General features: G+C 46.9%; 17 protein-coding genes. 14 read left to right on the forward strand and 3 right to left on the reverse strand.

The window, feature by feature from the left end:
• Positions 1-15: 15 nt before the first annotated feature.
• The 14 genes from MF542_RS04600 (at position 16) to MF542_RS04665 (ending at position 16104) form a co-directional block, all read left to right on the forward strand.
• Entirely contained in the window at positions 16-690 is a 675-nt protein-coding gene (locus tag MF542_RS04600) for a flagellar hook assembly protein FlgD (protein ID WP_247016430.1), read from the forward strand.
• Positions 691-804: 114 nt separating this feature from the next.
• On the forward strand, positions 805-2184 hold the full coding sequence (locus MF542_RS04605; RefSeq protein ID WP_247016432.1) for a flagellar hook protein FlgE: 1380 nt from the start codon (positions 805-807) through the stop codon (positions 2182-2184).
• Between the two features lie 172 nt (positions 2185-2356).
• Positions 2357-2650, forward strand: a complete 294-nt coding sequence (gene sciP, locus MF542_RS04610; RefSeq protein ID WP_247016434.1) for a CtrA inhibitor SciP — start codon at positions 2357-2359, stop codon at positions 2648-2650.
• Positions 2651-2855: 205 nt separating this feature from the next.
• Positions 2856-4601, forward strand: a complete 1746-nt coding sequence (gene fliF, locus MF542_RS04615; RefSeq protein ID WP_247016436.1) for a flagellar basal-body MS-ring/collar protein FliF — start codon at positions 2856-2858, stop codon at positions 4599-4601.
• A 14-nt stretch (positions 4602-4615) separates the two neighbouring features.
• Entirely contained in the window at positions 4616-5635 is a 1020-nt protein-coding gene (gene fliG, locus MF542_RS04620; RefSeq protein WP_247016438.1) for a flagellar motor switch protein FliG, read from the forward strand.
• 18 nt (positions 5636-5653) lie between these two features.
• Positions 5654-6328 (forward strand): FliH/SctL family protein, encoded by a 675-nt coding sequence (locus MF542_RS04625; protein WP_247016440.1) that lies wholly within the window; start codon positions 5654-5656, stop codon positions 6326-6328.
• A 15-nt stretch (positions 6329-6343) separates the two neighbouring features.
• Positions 6344-6700: a flagellar motor switch protein FliN gene (gene fliN / locus MF542_RS04630; RefSeq protein WP_247016442.1), complete on the forward strand. Its 357-nt coding sequence runs from the start codon at positions 6344-6346 to the stop codon at positions 6698-6700.
• 30 nt (positions 6701-6730) lie between these two features.
• Entirely contained in the window at positions 6731-7495 is a 765-nt protein-coding gene (locus MF542_RS04635; protein WP_247016444.1) for a motility protein A, read from the forward strand.
• Positions 7496-7555: 60 nt separating this feature from the next.
• On the forward strand, positions 7556-8971 hold the full coding sequence (flbD, locus tag MF542_RS04640; protein WP_247016446.1) for a sigma-54-dependent transcriptional regulator FlbD: 1416 nt from the start codon (positions 7556-7558) through the stop codon (positions 8969-8971).
• A 38-nt stretch (positions 8972-9009) separates the two neighbouring features.
• Positions 9010-11124 carry a flagellar biosynthesis protein FlhA gene (gene flhA / locus MF542_RS04645; RefSeq protein WP_247016448.1) on the forward strand — a complete coding sequence of 705 codons (2115 nt, stop codon included), beginning with the start codon at positions 9010-9012 and terminating at the stop codon, positions 11122-11124.
• Between the two features lie 47 nt (positions 11125-11171).
• Positions 11172-12185 carry a flagellar biosynthesis protein FlhF gene (locus tag MF542_RS04650; RefSeq protein ID WP_247016450.1) on the forward strand — a complete coding sequence of 338 codons (1014 nt, stop codon included), beginning with the start codon at positions 11172-11174 and terminating at the stop codon, positions 12183-12185.
• 1 nt (position 12186) lies between these two features.
• Positions 12187-12975, forward strand: a complete 789-nt coding sequence (locus MF542_RS04655; RefSeq protein WP_281501529.1) for a nucleotide-binding protein — start codon at positions 12187-12189, stop codon at positions 12973-12975.
• A 36-nt stretch (positions 12976-13011) separates the two neighbouring features.
• Complete coding sequence (locus MF542_RS04660) at positions 13012-15129, forward strand: hypothetical protein (RefSeq protein WP_247016452.1); 2118 nt, start codon at positions 13012-13014, stop codon at positions 15127-15129.
• A gap of 87 nt (positions 15130-15216) precedes the next feature.
• Positions 15217-16104, forward strand: coding sequence for a DMT family transporter (locus MF542_RS04665; protein ID WP_247016454.1), 888 nt, complete (start codon positions 15217-15219; stop codon positions 16102-16104).
• 38 nt (positions 16105-16142) lie between these two features.
• Here the strand turns inward: MF542_RS04665 and MF542_RS04670 are convergent, their stop codons facing one another.
• The 3 genes from MF542_RS04670 to fliI all read right to left on the reverse strand — a co-directional run bounded on the left by MF542_RS04670 (position 16143) and on the right by fliI (position 19399).
• The gene (locus MF542_RS04670; RefSeq protein WP_247016456.1) at positions 16143-17525 is read right to left on the reverse strand and encodes an aminotransferase; all 1383 of its coding nucleotides are present in this window, start codon (positions 17523-17525) and stop codon (positions 16143-16145) included.
• A gap of 77 nt (positions 17526-17602) precedes the next feature.
• On the reverse strand, positions 17603-18037 hold the full coding sequence (locus MF542_RS04675) for a hypothetical protein (protein ID WP_247016458.1): 435 nt from the start codon (positions 18035-18037) through the stop codon (positions 17603-17605).
• Positions 18038-18052: 15 nt separating this feature from the next.
• On the reverse strand, positions 18053-19399 hold the full coding sequence (fliI, locus tag MF542_RS04680) for a flagellar protein export ATPase FliI (protein WP_247016460.1): 1347 nt from the start codon (positions 19397-19399) through the stop codon (positions 18053-18055).
• Positions 19400-19442 lie beyond the last annotated feature (43 nt).

The raw sequence follows: 19442 nt of genomic DNA on the forward strand, positions 1-19442 counted from the left end.
GAGAAGGATAATATTATGGCATTTCTATCTAACACGGCAGGTGTAACACAGACGGTTGCTTCTCAACTAGGAACTGCGTCACGTGATAGTGCTACTCTGGCAGGTGATTTTGATGATTTCCTTTCTCTGCTAACAACTCAGTTGCAGAATCAGGATCCTACCGATCCATTGGATAGTTCAGAATTTACCAATCAGTTGGTGCAGTTCACTGGCGTAGAACAGCAAATCCGTTTGAACCAGAATGTAGAAAACCTCACTCAGGTTACGCTCTTAGGTAACATCGGTAGCGTTGCTTCTTATTTGAATAATGAAGCCCTCATTGAAGCACCATTTGGTGACCACAGCACTGATGGCATCCAGTGGCAGTACAGTCACCGGGTTGAAGTGGAGACAGCCAATCTTACTGTCGAAGATGAAGATGGTAATGTCATTTTCGAGGCTCCTGCAGAAACAGGCCAAGGTGTTCATGACTTCCGTTGGGATGGAAGAGACAACGAAGGTAACCTCGTGGAACCTGGCAATTATGGTCTTCGGGTTACAGCTGCAAATGATGATGGTAACGAAACTGTAGTTGGTATCGCTGTGAGAGATCAAATCACAGGCGTTGATACTACAGGCCTAGAGCCTGTCTTCCAGGTTGGTCCAAACTTTGTACCACAAACACAAATTCTAAGGCTTTTCGGAACATAAGTTTCGGAAAGTTATCTAGCTTGATAAAAATCAGGCTAAGCTTTTGGTAACAAAAGCGTTTTGAGCAGAAAGCCCAAGCAAAGTGAAAAGCAAAAGAGTTTAGGAGAAGTAACAATGGCATTCACAGCTTTGGCCGCAGGCGTTTCTGGCCTGCAAGCCTTCACCGAAGGTGTTGGTGTTATCGCGGATAACATCACAAACGTTAATACAATTGGTTATAAAGAAACACGTTCACGTTTTTCTACACTTGTAACTGAAACAGCATCACTATCCTCATATTCACCAGGTGGTGTACGTGCATTCTCAGAAACACTTGTTTCTCGTCAGGGCCTTTTACAGCCTTCCGCATCTGCAACTGATTTGTCAGTTGACGGCGCAGGGTTCTTCGTGGTTCGTGATGGTACAGGCGCACAGGATACAGACGGTGAAGTTCTCTTTACACGTGCTGGTGCATTCACACAGGATTCTGAGGGCTTCCTACAAAACACTGCTGGCCTTTATCTTCTCGGTTGGCCAGTAGATACCCAAGGCGGCATTACAAACAACCAGCAGGATCCAGCCGAACTTCAGCCAATTAACCTGAGCGCGCTAAACAGCTTTGGTTCTCCAACGCAGAATGTTTCTTTCCGTGCGAACCTGCAAAATACAACACCATCCACACCTGCTTATGCAGTTGGTACAAATGAAGGCGATCTTGCAAGTGGTGCAATTGAAGCCTCGTTTGAAACTAACATTCAAATTTTTGATAGCTTAGGCCGTGAACATACAGTTATCGTAGCCGCTGTGAAGGATGACACTACTCCGAACCAGTGGAACTATGAGATCTATTTTGATGATGAGAACCTTTTGGATCCGGCCACTCATACCGATGGTTTGATTGCAACTGGCCAGTTGGTATTCAACGATAATGGTTCCATTGATCTTGCCAGTTCCACTCAAATTGATGCATCTGGTACTGCAGTCGATCTAGCTGCTGGAGAATCCCTCACATTTGACTATGATCCAGCTGGTGGTACCGATAACGTAATCGTACAACAAGGTACTATTAACTTTGATTTTGGTTCCGACGGCAGCACCGATGGTTTCTCGCACTTTGATAACGAATCTACGCTTATTAGTTCTGCAGTAGACGGCGCGAACTTCCAGAACGTGAACGGTGTATCAATTGGTCAGGACGGTACTGTAACAGCCCTATTTGATAACGGACTTGAACTGACAATCTTCCAGCTACCTGTTGCAACATTCTCTAACGCAGATGGTCTTACACGCCGCCAAGGTAATGCGTTTGGCCTTTCCGATCTATCAGGTATCGCAACATTCCAGCAGGCTGGCCAAGGTGGCGCAGGTAAGATTGCCCCCAACTCTCTTGAACAGTCTACCGTTGACCTGGCCAATGAATTCTCTGAGCTGATTAAAGTTCAACGAGCATTCTCTGCTTCCACTCGGATTATTACGACATCTGATGAAATTCTTGAAGAATTGACACGAATCTAACGTCGGTTCTGACTTCTCTCTTTTGCTTATGCCGGGTAGCCATACGGTTACCCGGCTACAAGCATTTAAATTTAGATCAAATAGTTAATGTCCTATTAACCTTACCTGTTAGGTCTTTATTAAAATCAGATTGTTAGATTTCTTCTTGCGAGTGGCAACGAGGTTTTCGGCAATGCAATCTGATAATCAGCAAAAGCAAAATCAGGTTATTGGACCACTAGGGCGCCCGTTAACCCTAGATGATTTGCCAAACACCAACACCAAAAGATGGGTTATCAGACGCAAAGCAGAAGTAGTTGCTGCTGTCCAAGGTGGTTTGCTCACGCTCGAAGACGCTTGTAAACGTTATTCATTGTCTGTCGAAGAATTCTTATCCTGGCAACAGGCAATCAATCAAAATGGCCTCCCAGGCCTGAGAACTACCCGTATTCAAAAATACCGCGGCCAAGAAGTTGATAATCGCTAAACCCTTGCAAAGATTGACATTTTGTAGCTTCAAAAACTTTTTTTTCCAGTTAACGAAGATTTTGCTTTACATTTATAGGCAAAAATTGCCTAGATTTAACTATCTGTTTACTATCAGATCGTAATTTGGGGTAAATTTTTATAAGTATATCCTCTGCTAAGAGGTATGGGTAAGGCAGCAATAGCAGCCGATAGTCGAGGTAGGCGTGGACGGTTTAATTCAAACACTCAAAAACATGGGCATGACCAGATTGGCCATGATCGGTGTAGCAGGCACTTTAACAGTCGCCTTTTTTTGGGCAGTTATGAGTGGTGTATCCAGTTCACCAATGGTCATTTTATACGCTGATCTTGACCCAGCTTCAGCATCTTCTATCGCCGCACAGCTTGAAGCCGAAAACATTCCTATCTCTTCTGACCCTACTGGCCGGACTATCAAAGTACCAAGAGCCCATGTTGATAGACTACGTCTGAGATTCGCAGGGGAAGGCTTGACTGGCGGCGTTGTTGGAAAAGAAATTTTCGATGCTGACAGCGGTTTTGGTCGCACCAGTTTTGAACTCAACGTTAATTATGTTCGCGCAATCGAAGGCGAACTTGCTAGAACCATAAAATATTTCCCGTCCGTCCGTGAAGCGCGTGTCCATGTTGTTATTCCTGAAAGACGCCCTTTCCAGCGTGAAGAGAGCCAACCATCAGCATCTATTATGCTCAAAACCGCCGGTTCGGTTAGCCAATCTCAGGCGCAAGCAATACAAGCACTTGTCGCTTCTGCGGTTCCAAGCCTTTCACCTGACTACGTAACGATTACCGACACAAGTGGCCGTCTTCTTGTTGATGGCGGTGGTTCTGATGATCTCGCAAGCTTTTCCAATCTGGATGAAAGCCGTAGAGCAAAAGAAAGAGAATATCGTAGCAAAATTGAAGAACTGATTGGCAGCGTTGTTGGTGTAGGCCGCGTGAGAGCGGAAGTGGCTATTCAGATGAATATGAGCCGTACAACAACCAGCGAAACATCATTTGATCCAGAAGGTCAGGTTGTAATCTCTTCTAACGTGAGAGAAGAAAGTTCTTCAGAACCACTGCCTGGTGGTCAGGTTACAGTAGGCAACAACCAGCCCAACGCTGCCAACGGTTCCCAGAACAACAATAGCGCTGATACCAACAAAACCGAAGAAGCTACTAACTTTGAAAATTCTAAAACGGAAACGGTAACCGTTAGAGAACCCGGCGAAATAACTGGCATTCAAGTATCTGTACTTGTTGATTATAATCGCCAATTAGATGAGCTAGGGAATACAGTTGGTGACCCAACACCACGTGATCAAACTGAAATTGATCAAATTAGAAATCTTGTTCTTACAGCCATCCCTGCCATTCGCGATTCAGATACCGGTGACATTATTCCGCATGATGATAATGTAACCGTTGCAGCGATGCGTTTTGTAGACCCAGAACCATTTGAAGCAACCGAACAACCGCTTAATATTCTGGGCCTCAATAAAGCAGATCTATTTGAACTGCTAACATACGGTGGGATTGTCTTGGTTGCCTTGGTATTCCTACTTCTCATCGTACGCCCACTAGTATTGAAAATAGCGGATTCCATCCCTGATCCACCCTCACCAGAAGAACTAGCTCAGCAGCAACAGTTGGAAGATATGGCCTCAGAAACACCTGCAATTGCAGGTCCAGGTGGTGTCTCTGGCCCAATTTCAGCTGATTTAGTAGCAGCAGCTGCTGCTGGTGATGAAAATGCCGCCGCTGCAGTCATGGCAGCCCGACAGACAGGCCAGCTAGCACTGGATGAAATGCGTACAGATAGCCAAATTGACATGGCTCAAATTGAAAACCGTATTCAGGAAACAGCTATTCAAAAGGTTTCCGATATCATTAAAGCAAATCCAGCAGAGTCAGTCGCGATTATCCGTGGCTGGCTATATGCAGAGTAGGATGAGTTAGTCTTATGGACGAAAACGCTATTGCGCTTGAAAAGATGACCGGGTCCCAGAAAGCAGCTGCCTTTATGCTGGCTATTGGGGAGGAGCACGGCAAGGACATCTGGAACAACCTTTCAGAAGATGAAGTGAAAGAACTTTCTCAACATATGTCTTTGCTTGGACAGGTTGAGGCATCTGCCGTTGAAGCGCTGTTTGTCGAGTTTGCTTCAAAGGTATCAACGGTTGGCAGTTTGAATGGTTCCTTTGATAGTACCGAACGTCTTCTCGGTAAAATGCTGCCATCTGACCGTGTTCAGCAGATTATGGATGAAATCCGCGGCCCTGCGGGACGTACTATGTGGGATAAACTTGGCAACGTGAACGAAATGGTTCTCGCCAGTTATCTGAAAAATGAATACCCACAAACAGTAGCGGTAGTACTACAGAAGATTAAGGCCGAGCATGCCGCTCGCGTGCTTGCTGTGCTTCCTGAAGATTTTTCTATGGAAGTTATCATGCGAATGCTCCGTATGGAGTCAGTACAAAAAGATATTCTAGATAAGGTGGAACAAACACTTCGTGTTGAGTTCATGAATAACCTTGCGCGCACAAGCCGCAAAGATAGTCATGAGACTATCGCTGAGATTTTCAACTATCTAGATCGTAGTGCCGAGGCGCGTTTCCTTGCTTCCCTTGAAGATAGAAACCGTGATAGCGCAGAGCGCATTAGAGCTTTGATGTTCACATTTGAAGATCTTTCAAATCTCGATCCAAGCGGTGTTCAGACTCTGCTGAGAAATGTAGACAAAGACAAACTTGCGCTTGCGATGAAAGGTGCATCTGACACGCTGCGGGATCTCTTCTTCTCTAACATGTCTGAGCGGGCAGCGAAAATTCTGCGAGAAGATATGGAGGCGATGGGACCTGTACGTCTCAGGGATGTAGATGAAGCGCAGATGGAAATGGTAAATAAAGCAAAAGAACTTGCCGAAGCTGGTGAAATTCTTCTGTCTGATAATAAAGGTGAGGATGAGCTGATCTATTAGATCCGGCGATATACAATCATGGCAGACCCTATTAAATTCACCTTTGATCAAGCATTCGATGGCGGCGCAAAAAGCCGCTATGATATCGAGATTGAACGGCTAGAGAACGAAAATCAGGCAGCACAGGCAGCAGCTCTCACCCAAGGTCAGGAGCAAGGTCGTCAACAAGCACTTACAGAGATTGAAGCAGCTACACAGGAAGCAATGTCACAAGTTGCTCAAGCAGCGCACGCTTTATTTTCTCAACAGGTTCAACTAGAAGCGAGCCTGAAGCAACAAATGGTACAACTTGCTTATGCTATAGCATCAAAGCTCTCACCTGCTCTCATCCGCAACCAACCGCTTGCAGAAATTGAAGCGCTGATTGAGGACTGTTTGGCCACCGCGAATAAGGAGCCAAGGCTGATTGTAAGAGTTTCTGAAACACTATCGGAGGCAATTGGTGAGCGTTTAGAAGATATGAAAACCAAAACCAATTTCCCAGGCGATATTGTTTTAATTGGAGAGCAGTCATTTGGCCCGCAAGATTGCCGAGTAGAATGGCCTGACGGTGGTACCGAACGTAGGTTCGTTGATATTCAAAGAGAAATTGAAGATGCAGTTCAACGCTTCGTAATGTCAGATTCCAATATAGCTGAAGCTGTTGCAACAAATACCGAAGAACAAACTGCGCCTCCAGCGCAACCGATATAGGATTAAGGGAGTCACATGGCCGGAGAAGACGAAAATAATGTTGGCCTTCAGGAGCTATCTTCTGGTGAAGGTAAAGCCCCTGATCTAGCACAAAAAGAAGATGGGCAGGTTCGTTCTGCACAGGAACTTGAACCTGTGTTTGATGTTCCTGTGCAGGTGCAAGCTGTACTTGGTCGATCATCACTTGAAGTAAATCAGCTGTTAAAGCTTGGCCCTGGTGCAGTCATAGAGCTGGACCGTAAAGTTGGTGAAGCCATTGATATTTACGTGAATAACAGACTTGTAGCCCGTGGTGAAGTTGTACTGGTTGAAGATCATCTGGGTGTCACAATGACTGAGATCATTAAGCTGGATGGCAACGCCACAGCTTAAGGAAACGCACAGGCGGGGAGATAAACATTTATGAGCACCCTTTTTGGAATGTTAACGGCATTCTTGCTGGTCATTGGTGCCATATTGCTAGGTGGTTCTGCGAATGCCTTTATCAACCTTCAGGGTATCCTGATTGTTGTGATTGGAACTTTTGCGGTGACCGCCATCAGCTTTCGCCTGAATGAAATGATGGCGTTGCCAAGAAATATCTGGGTTTTGCTGAGGCATAGCCAACGGGAGCCTAGCGAGGAAGCAATCAAAATTATGAAAATCGCTGTTGAAGCAAGAAAACATCATGATGTTCTTATGCTTGAACGGTTAATCCCTCGCCTCAAAGACACACCATTCCTTGCACAAGCAATTCAGTTGGTTGTGGATGGCTCACAACCAGATGAAATTGAACAAATGATGAGACGTGAAGCCAGTACTGCATCTGCTAGGCATATGCGCTCGGTAGATTTTCTAAGGCGTGCCGGTGACGTTGCCCCTGCAATGGGCCTTATCGGCACACTGATTGGTCTCGTTCGTATGCTTGGTAATCTGGAAGATCCATCATCGCTAGGCCCAGCAATGGCCGTAGCACTACTCACAACGTTTTATGGTGCTGTTATGGCGCATCTGATTTTTATCCCACTTGCTGCCAAAACAGAACACTGCACAGAAGAAGAAGCCCTTGTAAATAATTTGTATGCGATGGGAGCAACGTCTATCCGGCGGAACGAAAACCCTCGACGGTTGGAAATGCTGCTTAATACCATTTTACCGCCGGCACAACGCATCACTTATTACAAGTAACAAGGCACAGAATTAGAAACCAATCCGCAGGAGCGCGGAGAGGTAAAACGGAGACTAAAAATGCGATTGCTGATTATTGGGACATTGGAAGGCCAGCTAGGAGCTGCCAGCAAAATTGCAATGGACCGAGGTGCACACGTAACACACGCGCCTGATATTGAAACAGCTATGGCTTTGTTGCGTAGTAAAGGTGCTGATCTTCTCATGGTAGAAGTAAGCCACGATATCCCCGGGTTAATTCCTCAGTTAAGAGCTGAGCATTTTTCAATACCAGTAATTGCTTGCGGGATCGGAACAGATCCGAAAGTAGCGGCTGCGGCTATTCGTGGTGGAGCAAAAGAATATATCCCGCTACCTCCAGACGCTGAGCTTATCGCTGCTGTCCTGCAAGCTGTGTCTGAAGATAGCCAATCTTTTATTTACCGCGATCCGGTTATGAAAAACGTTGCAAATCTCGCGGAACAAGTAGCGCCGTCGGAAGCCAGTATTATGGTAACTGGCGAAAGCGGTACTGGTAAAGAAGTAATGGCGCGTTTCGTACACGAAAAAAGCCGTCGTGCTAATAAACCATTCGTTGCTGTAAACTGTGCTGCTATCCCTGAAAACCTCCTTGAGTCAGAATTGTTCGGGCACGAAAAAGGGGCTTTCACAGGCGCTGTTGCCCGCAGGATTGGTAAGTTTGAAGAGGCTGATGGCGGCACTTTGCTTCTGGACGAGATTTCGGAGATGGACGTACGTCTGCAAGCCAAACTCTTACGTGCTATTCAGGAACGTCAAATCGACCGCGTTGGTGGTGCAAAACCAGTGAATGTGGATATCCGTATTATCGCAACATCCAACCGCAACCTTCAGGATGAAGTAAAAGAAGGAAACTTCCGTGAGGATTTATTCTTCCGCCTGAATGTTGTGAACCTTCGCGTGCCACCACTGCGTGAACGCCCTGCGGATATTCAGGTACTCGCGAAGCATTTTGCGCATAAATATGCCGAAGTAAACCACGTTGAAGATAGGGAGCTATCTGATTCTGCGATTAAAGTTCTAACAGCGCACAACTGGCCAGGAAACGTACGTGAACTGGAAAACACCATGCACCGTGCGATACTTCTTGCTACAGGCACGGAGATCGGTCCAGAAGCTATTATGCTACCAGATGCAAGCGGTAACCTAACGTTAGGAGGCAACGCAACAGACGGTGCTGTTGCATCGGCACCTGCCGCTGCTTCATCAACACCAATTGGCCAAACAGATACTGCCGATGAAAATGCAATGGTTGCAGGCCTTGTAGGACGTACCGTTGCAGAGGTGGAGCGTGATCTAATTATTGACACCCTTAAGCACTGCTTAGGGAACCGCACACACGCAGCTAATATTCTGGGGATTTCTATTCGGACACTCAGAAACAAGCTTAACCAGTATAATTCAGAAGGCGTTTCAGTTCCTCAACCTGGAGATTCTGGTGCCCGGTCGCCAGTTTAAGCAACAGCGTTGAGTAGATGAAAAGTTGGTAGATTTAAATGAGTGATGCAGCACCAAGTAATAGCCCGGAACCAAGTGGCGGCAACCCGCTTCTGGGCAGTCTACTGAATGGGATGAAAAGTTCCGATATCGCTTTCGCAGGCGGTGTGGTTGCTATTCTGCTCATGCTCATTATGCCAATGCCAAGTTGGCTTCTTGATATTGCGCTTGCAGCTTCCATGACTTTTTCCGTCATGGTGCTTATGACAGTATTGTTCCTTGAAAAACCGCTCCAGTTTAACAGTTTTCCAACTGTACTACTGGTAGCGACCATGCTCCGGCTATCGCTCAATCTGGCTTCAACTAGGCTTATTTTGTCTGAAGGTCACACCGGGACCGACGCCGCTGGTAGTGTTATTGAAGCCTTTGGTGAGTTCCTTATGGGCGGTCAGGTGGTCATCGGCATCATCGTTTTTGCCATTTTGGTCATTGTAAACTTTATCGTAATTACCAAAGGTTCTGGCCGTATTGCCGAAGTTGCAGCCCGCTTCAGTTTGGATGCGATGCCCGGTAAACAGATGGCCATTGATGCCGATCTATCCTCTGGTCTAATTGACGAAAAAGAAGCCATAACCCGCCGTAAAGAACTGGAAATGGAGAGCACCTTTTTTGGCTCGATGGATGGTGCTGCGAAATTCGTACGAGGCGATGCTATTGCAGGCCTGTTGATCACGGTGATCAATATCGTAGGCGGGATTATCATTGGTGTAGTTATCAATGACCTCAGTTTTGCTGATGCCAGCAGCCGCTATACTATTTTGACAATCGGTGATGGTCTGGTTTCCCAGATTCCGGCTTTAATCGTATCAACGGCCGCCGGTATGCTTGTATCCAAAGCCGGTATGCAAGGGCAAACGGATAAAGCCCTCTTTGGTCAGATGGCTGCGCGCCCTCGTGCTCTTGGTGTTGCAAGTACCCTGCTTTTCGGCATGGGCATCATGCCTGGCATCCCATTCCTTCCATTTGCTCTGTTTGGTGGTACTTTAGCCTATTTGGCGTATGCCCTTGGGCAGCGAAATGAAAGAGTAGCTGAAGAGGAAGCTGCGGCTATTCAAGAAGAACAGGCTGCACCACCTGCCGAAGAACCTATTTCGTCGGCACTCGCTATTGATCAACTGCGTCTTGAGCTTGGTTATGGTCTTCTAGCACTTATCAATGATGATAGTGGCTTCCGCCTAACGGATCAGATCAAAGCTCTGCGCCGCCAAATCGCGAGCGAAATGGGCTTTGTAATGCCTTCTGTACGTATTCTTGATAACATGCAGTTACCTGCTAACAGTTATGTACTGCGTGTTAAAGAAACTGAAGTCGGCAGAGGCGACATTCGACCGGGTATGCTTCTCGTGATGGACCCTGAAGGCCAGCCTGTTCAAATACCGGGTGAAGCTACAACTGAACCTGCGTTTGGCTTGCCTGCAACATGGGTAGATATGTCAGCGCGAGAAGAAGCAAACTTCCGTGGCTACACCGTTGTTGATGCGGCCACCGTTATTACTACGCACCTTACCGAGGTGATTAAAGATAACATGGCTGATCTTCTTTCTTATGCTGAAACACAGAAACTGATGGAAGACCTCTCGACGGAACATCAGAAATTGGTTACTGACATTGTTCCAAACCAAATCACCAACTCTGGTATTCAGCGCGTATTGCAAACTCTGCTTATCGAGCGTGTCTCTATTCGGGATCTATCGACTATTTTGGAAGGTATCGCTGAGGCAACAGGTTTTACTCAGAATATCGTATCAATCACCGAACACGTTCGTACACGCCTTGGCAGGCAACTTTGCGCCGCCTACGCAACACCGGATGGCCTTGTGCCACTGATTACGCTCTCGCCGGAGTGGGAACAAGCATTTGCGGAAAGCTTGGTAGGCCAAGGCGAAGAAAAACAGCTAGCGATGGCCCCTACCCGTCTACAAGAGTTTATCAACGCTGTTCGAATGGTATATGACCAGCAGGCAGATCGGGGCGAGCAACCTGTACTATTGACGAGTCCGCTCGTTAGACCGTATGTACGCTCCATTATCGAACGGTTCCGTCCGGCGACTGTGGTAATGAGCCAGAATGAAATACATCCACAGGCAAAAATCCGTACACTCGGGCAGATTTAATAAGGGGCACCGGGCTGTTAAGGCCTGATTGGGGAATAGACTAACCGATGCGTTTAAAAACCTTTCACGCAAAATCCATGTTTGAAGCGATGGAGCAAGTGCGCAATAGCTTGGGCGCTGATGCGATCATCATCCAAACAGAAGAATCCGCTTCCGGTGTTCGTATCACTGCAGCCGTTGAAGCGGGTATGACACCTCCTGCACCGCAGGAAGCACCTGAGCCGGTTCAAACACCGCTTGCCTTTGAAGCATCTCATCCGTTTCCATCAGAACCGGAATTTGATCAAGCCGATATTCGTGCTGTCCTTAATCATCACGGTCTACCGTTTGAAACAGCTGAAAACATTAATCAAGCAGCGCTTTCCTTCAATGCGATTTCTTTATCTGAAGCAATTGGTAACGCACTTGAAGCAACAATCCGTTTCAGCCCCCTCACAGATTCGCACGCACGCCCGATCATGCTTGTGGGCCCGCCCGGGGCTGGTAAAACCATCTGCACAGCCAAGTTGCTCGCGGATGCTTTATTACATGAACGTGCGGTTCACCTTATTTCTACAGATACGGTGAAAGCAGCGGGCATTCAGCAGCTTGATCATTTTGCTCAGCTTATGAAACAAACTGTTTCCACAGCAGATACGCCAGATGAGCTAGCTGCCGTTATCAAACAAAAACCAAATTTCAACGGGCTAACGCTCATTGACACGCCCGGCACCAACGCTTTTGATATGCAGGAACTAGAAGCCCTTCTTAAATTCATCAAAGCAGTAGACGCGGAACCAGTACTGGTAATGCCTGCAGGACTTGACCCACTGGATGCGCAAGAGATTGCAGGTGTATTCGCTCGAATGGGGTGCCAGCGTTTCATTGCGACGAGACTGGATGCTGCACGAAGGTATGCAAGTGTCGTGATGGCAGCTCGCCCAGGATACCTATCTCTTGCAGCAATCAGTAGAAGTCCTTTTGTTGCAGATGGTTTGGAAACTGCAAACCCTCGTGAGTTTGCACGCGTTTTATCTGCACTACCAAAAGCCAATAATAATTCTTTCAGTACGGATCAGTAACATGACCAACGAAACACAAACCCCAGATATCAAAGCACTCGAGAAACGCTTTATTACCGTTGCATCTGGTAAAGGTGGCGTTGGTAAAACATGGCTATCAGTTACCCTTGCCCATGCCCTTTCGCATCTCAACAAAAAGGTCGCTCTTTTTGATGGAGATCTTGGGCTGGCAAATGTAGATATTCAACTCGGCATCGTACCAGAGATGGATTTAGGCCATGTTATTTCAGGCCAGTCCAATTTTGCAGGTATTGCTCAGCCTTACCGTGATAAAGATGGCAGCAGTTTTGACGTTCTGCCAGGAAAGTCTGGTTCAGGGTCACTCGGCTCTCTTTCTCAGCAAGCGCTGACTAACATCCGGATGGGCTTGACAAAACTTACAGTTAATTATGATCATATCTTGCTAGATCTAGCCGCTGGTATCGATCCTTCTGTAACGACTCTTTCAAATCATGCGGGCAAGATTATTGTTGTGATGACCGCCGATCCTACGTCGCTCACGGATGCATATGCTTTTATTAAGGTTACAGCAATGCGCAACCCGAAAGCCGATATCGCTGTTGTTGTAAACAACGTAGGATCAAAGAAAGAAGGCGAACGAGCCTTTGGAGCCATCAAAAAAGCCTGTGAAGGATTTTTGAAGATTTCTCCCCCACTTATCGGTATTATCAGAAAAGACGATAAAGTAGTGGATGCTATTCGCTCGCAGGTTCCTATCCTTGTCAGACACCCGCAATCAGACGCGGCATCTGATGTAAAGGCCCTTGCTGTAGCTCTTACCAGAGGCTGATACTACACGGTGCAATCTTAAGCGTGGGGGACGTTTATGAGCGACATCAGCGGCCCTCCGGCCCCAAAGCCTATTCAATCCGTTACTCACGGAGCCGAGAAGGCTGCCGCTACTTCTAAAGACCCTAAACACACTGGCAACCCAACAGCAGATGAAAAAGGCGAACAGCGTGCCCATCAAGATAACCGTCATGCCTTAGAGGCCCGCGATCCAGCCGTTTCTATCGCGGCTACGGCAGCCCACATCAGAGTGGGTGATGAACTAAAAGCCCCTGTACTTCAACAGGACCCTGAAGGTCGCCCTATCATCGAAACGCCTACAGCCACCTTTGCTCTCAAACCAAGTGCTGGTTTGAAACCAGGGGACGACGCAGTTCTAAAAATCACCGAAACTGGAAAGCAAGTTACAGCGGACCTATTAACCCGTAACAACATCCCAGTTAATCCACCCATTAATGTGCAGCTTATTGTAATTTCCGTGCATAATACGGGAGGCACTGAAGCAGTTGAAACACAACAGCACCAAACTCAACAACCACCTGTTGATGTGAGAGTTAATAGCGTTCCTTACAGACCTACAGCTGTTGTCAAAAACGCTCCCTTACCTGATACCACGAGCCTGCTTACTCAGGGACAATCCCAAAACCAAATTCGACCAGAGATAACCGACCATACATCCTTCAAACCACCTGCTGATAATCCGGATCAAGCTATTATCAGAGCAAGCAGCCAAGATTTAGCGACGCTCCTCTCTGCCCAGCAGGAAAAAACCATAGCAGACACGCAGAAATTATCTGACCAAATAGCAGCACAAACCCAGAAGGCTACATCGCCTGTTTCTGCGTCACCAGATGGTTTAGGGCCTATTATTACAGCAACAACGTTCTCAGGAGCTTCTGTAAATCTGCAGATACTTGACCCTGCCATTAGCGAAGTATCACCAAGGGAAGTAGCACAGGTATTGTCCCAAACTCCCGTTACCGCAAATGATGTAAAGTCTCTGCCAGTTTCACTGTTAACCGCGTCCGCAACAAGCGAACTTGTGAAACTGGAAACCGATAAAGGTGATTTTATTGTCCCTGCGAAAGAAACAGCAAACTTCAAAGGCGAGCTCGTCAGAGTTTCTGAAGCTGCACAAACTCTGCAAGCTCAAACGCCCCAAAACAACCTTCCAACCTATGAAGCAAAACTAACAGCACCTGAAAATGCCCATACACGAACAGTTACCGTGCAGTTCCCGGAAGCAGGATCCAACAATGTTTCTCAGTTAACTACTGAGGTACAGGCCGTGCACACATTACGGGCTTTTCTTGCCCCCTCAGGCCCCAGAAGCGACATTAGGTTAGAAACTCCTCTAGGCGATGTAAAAATCACGCTGGATAATACTATCAGACCAAATGCAGGCGATCCCATAACAATTATTCCACAGCAGCCAGCAACGGCAACCATACCAGCCGAGGTAACGCAGCAACTTGCGCCGCTTGTTGCCAGCACGACAGGCACATGGCCTAGTTTACAAGAAGCTTTTTCCGTACTCGCCCAGTCTAATCCTGATGCGGCAAATACGCTCGCTGCAAAGACAGCATCAACAGGCGGCAAGGTAACCAATAGCCTGCTTTTCCTCATGTCAGCATTAAAGGGTGGAGGGCCAGATACATGGCTTGGTAACAAAGTGGAAAGTGCTCTACATCAAGCAAACACAAACCTACTTGAAGCACTAAAATCGGATGTAGTTCGCCTACTCAACAGCGCCGGTGAAACTATCGGTGATTGGCGAACATTTGTAATCCCTACCGATCCGCGGGGAGACATGCCACTTATCGCACTGTTATTTGGACAACCAGTTCATGTTAATCCCGACGACCATCGACGTAATTCAGGACCAGACGAGCACGACGGTAACAACGCAGAACGCTTCATTCTGGAGGTACTGTTTTCGGTATTGGGTACTGTCCAGCTTGATGGCTATATCCGCGAACGGAAATTTGACCTCACTGTCCGTACAGAAAGGGCGTTACCTCTGACGCTTGAACATGATACCCGAACAATCTTTTCTGATGCTTTGCTTGCCAATAACTTCAGCGGTAGTCTGAGCTTCATTGCGGGTGAAGAATTTCCCGTTAGTGCGGCTGCACTGCTGGCAAATAAATCATAAAGATTGCCTTGTCCGAAAGCTAAATCCTCTTTTCTTGACAGTTCTTCATAGCGTGATACCCCTCTCTTCTTAGAAGGGAAGAAGTGTATGCGTGTTGTTCTAGCTTTTGCAGCCTGTGTTCTTATTTGGGGCTCCACCTGGTATGGTATCGAGTGGCAACTCGGTTATGTGGCCAAAGAATGGTCGCTTACCTACCGCTTTGGTTTGGCTTCAGCATTATTATTTGCTTGGTGCTACTATAAGAAACTACCGCTTTCTTTCTCAAAATCAGCGCATCTTTATATGCTGGGAACGGGTTTTTTCTTGTTCTCCGCTAACTATAACATGATGTACCTTGGTACTATTCATCTTACGTCAGGACTGGTAGCCGTTGCTTTCTCACTGCTATCCTTTTTGAATATCGTGAATGGGAAGCTATTCCTTAAAACTGATGTGCAATTTTCAACTTTTGCAGCCGCAATGCTGGGTGTTTTTGGGTTGGTTTTAATCTTTAAACCAGAAATACAGAGCTTTGACCTAGGGGATATGACCACCTACGGACTTGCGGCCTGCGTTTTTGGAACGCTACTAGCTTCATTCGGCAACACCATTGTTGGTACAAAAAAGGTAAAATCCATACCACTTCTCCCCTTCAATGCCTGGGGCATGGCATATGGCACTGCCTTTAATCTGCTAGCTGCACTCATTACTGCTGGCGCTCCTACTCTTGACCCAAGGCCTGAATATTATGGCGCTCTACTTTATCTCTCCGTGATGGGAACCGTGGTTGCCTTCTCTCTATACCTCTGGCTTATTGATGAAATTGGCGTGGCAAAGGCAGCCTATATGTCGGTGATGATGCCGCTTGTTGCACTCTTTATTTCCACCTTCCTTGAAGGCTTTACATGGACCTTATATGCGGCAGCGGGGCTTTCTCTGGTTGTCCTCGGCAATATCCTTATGATCAAAAGTAAAACGCCAGCAAAACCTGAATAGTTTGCTGGCGCTTCGAATATTAGTTTTATTACGGTCTATTACATTGCCTGTAGCTTGCCATAAATTTCAGTAAGAGCTTCCTGAAGAATTGCTATAGCAAAATCAATTTCCTGATGGTTAATGACAAGTGGCGGACACATCACCAACACATTACCTGTTGGCCGGAGCACGACCCCGCGCATCAAACATGCCTGAGAAACCGCATCACATACATTTCCTTCAAGTGGGTATTGTTCTCTTGTTTCTTTATTCTTGGTAAGCTCAATACCTGCCATCAAGCCGCTACAACGCACCTCCCCTACAAGTGGATGAGCTTCAAGTTCTTTCAAGCGTTTGGCGAAATAAGGGCCGGTATCGCTATGGGTTCTTTCAATCAAGCCTTCTTCTTTTAGAATATCAATATTACGAAGAGCAACTGCACACATCACCGGGTGCGAAGATGTTGTAAAACCGTGCTGGAAGATATCATCACCGCTTTCAAGAACTTCAGAAATGCTGTCATGAATAACAGCAGCAGAAATTGGTACGTAAGAAGAAGCCATACCTTTCGCAAGTGTCATGATATCTGCTTTGAAGCCAAAGGTTTCCTGTGCGAACCAATTACCGGTACGGCCAAAGCCAGTAACAACTTCATCAGCTACCAGAAGGATATCATTTTTCCGGCATACAGCTTCTACTGCTGGCAGGTATCCTTCCGGCGGCACGACAGCGCCCATAGTTCCCTGAATTGGTTCAACAAACATGGCGGCTATATTTTCGGCGCCTTTTTCCTGAATGGCAGCTTCAAGAGCTTCGATCATTTCCTGACCATGTTCTTCTGGTGTTTTATCACCACCTGTACGGTACCAATATGGCGCTGGCACCTTACAGACATTTTCACCCGGCTCCAGCCCAAACACTTCATGCATGGCTTCATTACCATTGAGGGCCGTTGTCGCCATTGTGCTACCGTGATAGGCATAATCACGAGTAATGATAATCTTCTTCTGTGGCTGGTTTTTCTTACGCCAATACATGGCAATAATCTTAAGAATAGTCTCATTCGCTTCCGAACCAGAGTTCGCGAAGAAAACCTTGTTCATACCTGCTGGTGTGATCTCTGCAATTCTACCTGCCAGAGCAGCTGCAGTTGGATTAGAGACCGCTGAAAAGCTATGATAGTAGCTAAGTTGATCCATGGCTTTAGCACATGTTTCAGAGAGCTCCTTGCGGCCGTACCCCACATTTACCCCGCCCAGACCAGCCATCATATCTAAAAGCTGAATTCCCTGACCACCAATCAGGCAACCTTTAGCATTTTCAATTAGAAACGGTGGTGCTTGTTTTAAAGATGCGGGCGCGGTGAAAGGATGCATATGGTGCGCCCGATCATATTCCTGAAGTGTTTCTCTGGTCGCACCAGCTTTTGTATCAATGCTCATTCAGCTAACTCCCTGCCCTGTATACTCTTTCTGTAGCAGAAACTAAGAGAGAGGTGAATTAACTTCTGTCAAACGCCTTACTGAGCGCTATCAAACATATCATCTTTCTGGAAATATCGCTGCAGCCCTTGCTCATCGAGCATATCCTGCTCAAACTTAGCAAGTTTTTGTGCTTTCTTCTTTTGCTGCTGTTCAAGCGCAATTTCATATGTTTTTAATTCTCGAAAGCTTTCAGCAACTTTATCCTGCTGTTCTTCTATAACAGCATCTTTCTGTACGATCTGATCATAGATGAGTTTTTGCTGCTTCCGAGAACCTTCCATATATGCCCCTAGGGATGTCGCAAATACTTCCAATGCAGAGTTTTTAGATTGGTCTGCCATCTCGGCATCAATCGCTTCAATACGGCGCACCATCTCATCGCGTTCTTCAAGCATTTCAGCAAGAACACGTCTGGCTTCATCAAGCTCCCACTTCCTTAAACGTATAAGATTTTGAAGGCTTTCAATCATCTCAGAAAATATACCCTATTGTTGCCCGGTAAGCACTGCAGCAGCAGGGCCCATTTCCATAATCTGACGTAATCTCGCATATCCATCCAACAGCGATGTTTGATCATCTTTCCACTGGCCAAGGAACTCTTCAATATGAGGATTATATCCAATAGCCGCATCTACATCGGGGTTGCTGCCCTGCCGATAAGCACCAAGCCTTATCATCTCCTCCATATCTGTGTAGGTGGACATATAACGCTTAGCCTCCCGCACCAGAATATTTTCATCATCCGTATTACAGCGCGGCATGGTTCTAGATACTGATTTTAGCACGTTAATGGCAGGGTATCTGCCACGCTCGGCAATAGCGCGTTCCATCACAATGTGGCCATCTAGAATACCGCGTACGGCATCCGCAACGGGCTCGTTATGGTCATCACCCTCCACAAGAACGGTGAAAAGGCCCGTTATGTTACCAGCACCACGTGGCCCAGGCCCAGCACGCTCCAGCAACCTTGGTAACTCAGTAAATACAGTCGGCGTATAGCCTTTGCTGGTTGGTGGTTCACCGCCTGCAAGCCCGATTTCGCGCTGTGCCATAGCAAAACGTGTTACGCTATCCATCAAACACATAACATCAGCACCTTCGTCGCGGAAATGTTCTGCAAGCGTAAGGGTCATATATGCTGCTTGTCGGCGCATCAGAGCGCTTTCATCAGAAGTCGCAACAACTACGACAGATTTAGCAAGCCCATCAGGTCCGAGATCGTCTTCAATAAACTCCTGAACCTCTCTGCCCCGCTCACCGATGAGACCAATAACACTGATATTGGCATCAGAATGACGTGCAATCATGGAAAGGAGAACTGACTTACCAACACCTGATCCAGCAAAAATACCCATCCGCTGTCCCTGGCAGCAGCTCACAAATGTGTTAAGTGCCCGAACACCGAGATCAATTTTTTGTCCTACTCTCTGGCGGTTATGAGCTGGTGGCGGTCCCGCACGCAAAAGGCGAGGCTTCGTACCGTGCACTATCGGTCCTTTACCATCCACAGGTTCGCCAAAGGCATTAACCACCCGTCCAAGCCAACCGTTTGAAGGAAAGACAACAGGGTCTGATTGAGTAAGAACGGCCTTACAGCCAACCCCAACACCTTCAAGCTGATCATAAGGCATTGCGAGAGCGGTATCATGGCGAAAGCCAATAATCTCAATAGGTACACGGCGAAAATCACGTGTTTCCACCTCGAGACGAGACCCAATAGAAACATGCTGGCCAATGCCAGACACTTCAACAAGCAAACCACGAACACCAGCTACACGACCGTAGCGACGTTCAGTTCTTATTCGCTCAACTTCCTGAATAAGACTGTGCAATTACCACACCCCAAAAAACGCAAGACAACGTAAAATTATTGAT

Origin of the sequence: Kordiimonas laminariae, assembly GCF_023008165.1 — a bacterium.
Classification (GTDB): Bacteria; Pseudomonadota; Alphaproteobacteria; order Sphingomonadales; family Kordiimonadaceae; genus Kordiimonas; species Kordiimonas laminariae.